This is a genomic window from Nostoc sp. NOS(2021) (assembly GCF_017115025.1).
Classification (GTDB): domain Bacteria; phylum Cyanobacteriota; class Cyanobacteriia; order Cyanobacteriales; family Nostocaceae; genus Nostoc.
Genome location: NZ_JABXKM010000139.1, coordinates 1 through 5,180 on the forward strand (window position 1 = coordinate 1; position 5,180 = coordinate 5,180).

General features: G+C 42.4%; 2 protein-coding genes. Both read right to left on the reverse strand.

The window, feature by feature from the left end; genetic code table 11:
* Positions 1-83: 83 nt before the first annotated feature.
* On the reverse strand, positions 84-3,410 hold the full coding sequence (locus HWQ41_RS18345) for a GAF domain-containing protein (RefSeq protein WP_292765701.1): 3,327 nt from the start codon (positions 3,408-3,410) through the stop codon (positions 84-86).
* A 256-nt stretch (positions 3,411-3,666) separates the two neighbouring features.
* Positions 3,667-4,854, reverse strand: coding sequence for a TRC40/GET3/ArsA family transport-energizing ATPase (locus tag HWQ41_RS18350; protein WP_292765704.1), 1,188 nt, complete (start codon positions 4,852-4,854; stop codon positions 3,667-3,669).
* Between the last annotated feature and the right edge of the window lie 326 nt (positions 4,855-5,180).

Genomic DNA, 5,180 nt, shown 5'->3' on the forward strand with positions numbered 1-5,180 from the left:
GGTTAAAATTGCACTACAAGAGTGAGGGTTAGCAGCGATCTTGAGAGACTTAACGGGAAAAGTCAGGGCGGTGGCTCCCCAGCTTACGGGAGTTGATGGTACGATTTGGTAATTTGTATCACCGGAATTTCAATCAAAAATTCTGTACCTAACCCCGGCTGAGAATCACATTTAAACACACCACCGTGTTTATCCACGACAATCTGATAACTAATTGACAATCCCAAGCCAGTGCCTTTTCCCACTGGCTTAGTAGTGAAAAATGGGTCGCAGATTCTTGCCTTTAGAGACTCCGGTATTCCTGGCCCATTATCTGCAATGCGAATTACTACGCTCTTGACATTGCCTTCCATCTCTCCAAGAGCAGTACTGATAGTAATTTGATTGCTATGAGGTTTTGATTGAGATTCGCTGTGATCTTCTAGAGCATCGATCGCATTGCTTAAAACATTCATAAATACCTGATTTAGTGGCCCGGCATAGCACTCTACTAAGGGAAGATCGCTGTACTCTTTGACTAATTTAATCGCTGGACTTTCTGGTTTTGCTTTCAAGCGATGCTGCAAAATTAGCAAGGTGCTATCAATGCCCTCGTGAATATCAACTGGCTTTTTTTCTGCCTGATCAAGGCGGGAGAAATTTCGTAAACCCAAGACAATCTGACGGATGCGATCAATTCCAACTTTCATAGAAGATAAAGTTTTAGGCAAATCCTCCATGAGAAATTCTAAGTCTATCTCGAATGCGCGATCGCGCATCTCAGCGCTGGGGTTGGGGGTATTTTGCAAATAGAGGTCTAGTATACTCAGTAAATCTTGAGCGTAATCGTTGACATAATTGATGTTGCCATAAATGAAGTTCACCGGGTTATTAATTTCGTGGGCAACACCAGCTACCAGTTGACCCAGTGAGGACATTTTCTCAGTTTGGATCAGTTGGGTTTGAGTTTGCTTTAAATTATCCAGAGCTAGAGCTAAGTTTTCTGTCTGCTCCTTGGCCTGATTATGTAATTGGGCTTGTTGAAGTGCGACTCCAAGCTGATTGGCAATTTGAGTGATGAACTGAACTTCTGAGCTTTCCCAATGGCGGGGGGCAGAGTTCTGATAAACTGCTAGTAAGCCCCATAGCTGTTGCCCGATAAATATGGGTGCGATCGCATAGGCCCTTGCTTGAATTTGCTCTAGAGCCATAACATGGCATTGAGAGTGGCCAGCTTGATAGATGTCATCGACTACAAAGGTTTCATTGTGACGATATCGCCCACCTTGGGTTTGCTGCAAATAGCTATCTTCCCAAACTGTCTTGTGATCGTCACCTACTAGTTTTACCCAGCTATCACCCACAAACTCGGCGATATATTCACCACTCCAATCAGCCTGGAAGCGGTAGACTGCAACTCGATCCACTTGTAGTGATTTACAGATTTCTTGGGTGGTTGTCTGAAAAATCGCATCTAGGTTAAGAGATTCCCTAACTTTGGCAACAACTTCAAACAATGCCCGTTGTTGTTCTGCTGCTTGTTCCAAATCTAATGCTTGCTGCCGGGTCTGAGTGAGTAAATCAGCTTGCTGGACTGCTACCCCCATTTGAGCCGCAATCTGACTGAGAAAGTTAACTTCAGAAGCTTTCCATTGGCGGGGGCCAGTGTGTTGATAAGTTGCCAACAAACCCCAAAGTTTTTGCCCAACAAAAATCGGAGCAAGCACAAAAGCGTGAATTTGAAACTGCTCTAGATTGTCGATATGACACTGAGCAAACCCCATCTTGTAGATGTCATCGACTGCAAATGTTTCATTGTTACGGTAACGTCCTCCTTGTGTGTCTTGTAAGTAGGTGTCATTCCAAATTGTATTAATACCTAGTTCGGACTCATTCGACCAGTATGGACTAGCAGCCTCAAAATCCCCAACAAATTTCCCACCCCAATCAGAATCAAAACGATAAACAGAAACGCGATCGGCTTTGATTAATTGACAAACCTCTTTAGTAGTGGTTTGAAAAATGGTATCTGTATCAAGAGATTCCCGAATCTCAGCAATAACTTGAAACACAGCCTGTTCTTGTTCAGATGTCCGTTCTAACTCAACTGTGCGTCTTTTAACTTGTTTGTCTAAATTTTCATTGAAGACTTGTACTTGTTGGTATAGTTCATATTGCTGAACTGCTGAACCAAAGTGTTTACCCACTTCTCTAGCCAGTTCAATCTCTTCAACCGTCCATTTTTGAGCTTGTGCTTTTTTAGATTCGTGCCAAACCTCAAACGATAAACGCGGGTACAGTTGCCTTTGATCGCTCTCATACTGCCCCGCCCAGAGAGTTTCTGTATCTATTTCGTCGCGGAAAATACTTAAGTAGCCGAGCAACTGCTGACGATACTGGAGTGGGATCATCAACATACTGCGAATTTTAGTTGGTTGAAAAGCAACTTGCAAAGTTCGCAAGCCAGAAGTTTTATATATATCTAAAATCGCCCAAACATCGTAGTTACTGGACTTGTAGTGTTCCTGCCAGACGCTATACTGCTCTATCAGTGGATATATAGTTTGTTCTGGCATCACAGGTTGCTGTCCACAGATATAAAGCTTGATACAAGTATTTCCTGGTATTAAGCATTCTGTTAAGCTGGTCGCGTTGCCATTGTGGAAATCAAAAGCTGCATTTCTAATGCAAAGTCTACCACCAACACCATTAAAGGCAGCAACAGCCGCTTCTAGGGCTGGTTGTAATACAATCGTCGGTAGTGAATGTAGTAGGGTAGCAATGCGGTTTATGATAGCTTCCCGTTCGGCTGTTTTGCGGACTTGAGTCAGAAGGGTACTTTGAGCGATCGCCACTGATAGCTGATCCACTACCATCTGTACTGCTTCTAATTCATATTCTGAAATCAAACGCGCTTCCGAATTATGAGATACCAGTAGCCCCCAGAGTTGATCTTCATAGAGAATAGGCGCTACTACAGAGGACTTTACCCCCATTGCCGTCAAATATTCAATATGGCATAAGTCTACAGGGCGGTAACGGATCTCCTCTGATATAGTTTCTCCATTTTCCAAGTCACACAGGTGACTTTGACCAATCTCTTGAGTATCAACATTCACAACAGAACGCACCCGTGATTTAATAAATAGTTCACGGGCGGTGTGTGGAATATCATCAGCAGGGAAATTTAGCCCCAGTAGCGACGGCAACCGATTGTTGTAAATTGACTCAGCAATCACTTCACCACTGGCATCGCCATGAAATTTGTAAATCATCACTCGGTCAGTTTTTAGTAGCGATCGCACCTCTGCCGTTGTCACAGTGATAATTTCTTCCAACTCTAAGCTTCGTCGAATACGGTTTGTAATGCGGTGTAGTAAACTTTCTTCATGGTGACATAAGGGCAAATCTTGTTCAGGGTTGGAGGTCATTGTTTATAACAAAATAAATTAAGAATTTGCAACCTGGCATAATTAAATCTAAAGCCATTTTGAAATTTATTTAATCATTTTGTCTTCAGTAAAACTACGGTCAAATCATTAATAAAAATATTTATTTCACTTTTATAAAAATTTACCAAAAAATCATAAAAACAGACGCTAAAATAATTGCGTCTGTACTAGCTACAAGAGAAAATTCTTGCTTTTTAGTTTTGACTTTTTATCAAACATTGCCTTAGCAACAAACTTAAACTCTTATATTGTCAGCAAAGCGGATTTTCAAATAGTCGTCTTCCATCTTTGCTCCTGCTGGTTGTAGTGCTGCTAAGGCTTGCGGCAAAACTAAGTTACGACGATGGTTGCCAATAGTAATGTTTAATTCGTCTCCGGTTTTACTTAGCTGAACTTGGTCTTTAGGAATACCAGGTAAGTAAAGTTCTAAGCTGTATTGGTTTCCCTCTTGCACGACTCTAAGAGTCGTTTCTTTATAATAAACCTGAGTCGGATCTTCATCTTTATAAAGGGTTTCCTTCAGGCGTTCTAATGCAGCCAATCCGCACATTTCCTCCGAAAAAAGTGGAACTTCTTTCACAGGGAGAGGGTGAAAATTATCATGAATTTCCCGGCGATATTGCTCCTGGCTTTCCTTCCAACGTTGGAAAAATGGGTCTTGGACAACGCTTGGAATAATGCGATTAGCCACGACTAAATCTGTTGCAACATTATACAAACTCAGATAAGCATGGGCGCGGAGAGACTCTTTAATCACCATCTTTTCAGGATTTGTTACCAGACGCACTGAGGTTTGAGTATTGTCTGTTAATACTTTTTCCAGAGCTTCTATTTGTTCATAAAACTCATAAGGTGCATCCATCACCTCTTTATCAGGTAGCGAAAAACCAGCAATTGGCCTAAAAAAAGGTTCAACCAGAGGACGAAGTGCTACGGAGATGTTTTGAAATGGTTTGTAAAAACGGCGCATATACCAGCCACCAACTTCAGGTAAACTCAGCAAGCGCAGTGCTGTGCCCGTGGGGGCTGAGTCGATAATTAAGACATCAAACTCACCTTCATCGTAATGGCGTTTCATCCTTACCAAGCCAAAAATCTCATCCATGCCTGGTAAAATTGCCAATTCTTCTGCCTGTACGCCGTCTAAACCCCTTGCCTGTAAAACTTGGGTAATATAACGTTTCACAGCACCCCAGTTTCCCTCCAGTTCTTGCAGCGCATCCAATTCTGCACCCCACAGATTTGGGCGAATTTTTTGGGGTGCATGTCCCAGTTCCATGTCAAAGCTGTCTGCCAGGGAGTGAGCGGGATCTGTACTTAAAACCAATGTCTGATAGCCTAGTTCCGCACAACGGAGTCCAGTTGCAGCCGCAACGGAAGTTTTGCCCACTCCGCCTTTACCGGTCATTAAAATTACACGCATAGATGCTTCTGTCCTGCCTGAGGATTTTATTACATTTATTTACATTATCGACTGTTTAAGGAAAATAAATGCTGCTTTGGCACGTCTAGGCGTGAACAATATTCTCAATATAACCGTTATACAATAATGATCCAAATACGTTGGTAGGGGCACAGCATTGCTGTGCCCCTACGATAAATCTATATGTATCAGGGTTTGTGTGAAATGGTATAACCCCCTTCCTGTGTCGAGAAGGGTAGAAAATTCAAAGTCTCTCTCCTTCTAGGCTACCGTGTACACACAAGTCATCGAATTACCCAAAAATCTTGAAAAACCTCACCCTGGTT

Coding starts and splice junctions, on each gene's coding strand:
- HWQ41_RS18350 (WP_292765704.1), bottom strand. CDS start 4,854: ATGCGTGTAATTTTAATGACCGGTAAAGGCGGAGTGGGCAAAACTTCC.
- HWQ41_RS18345 (WP_292765701.1), bottom strand. CDS start 3,410: ATGACCTCCAACCCTGAACAAGATTTGCCCTTATGTCACCATGAAGAA.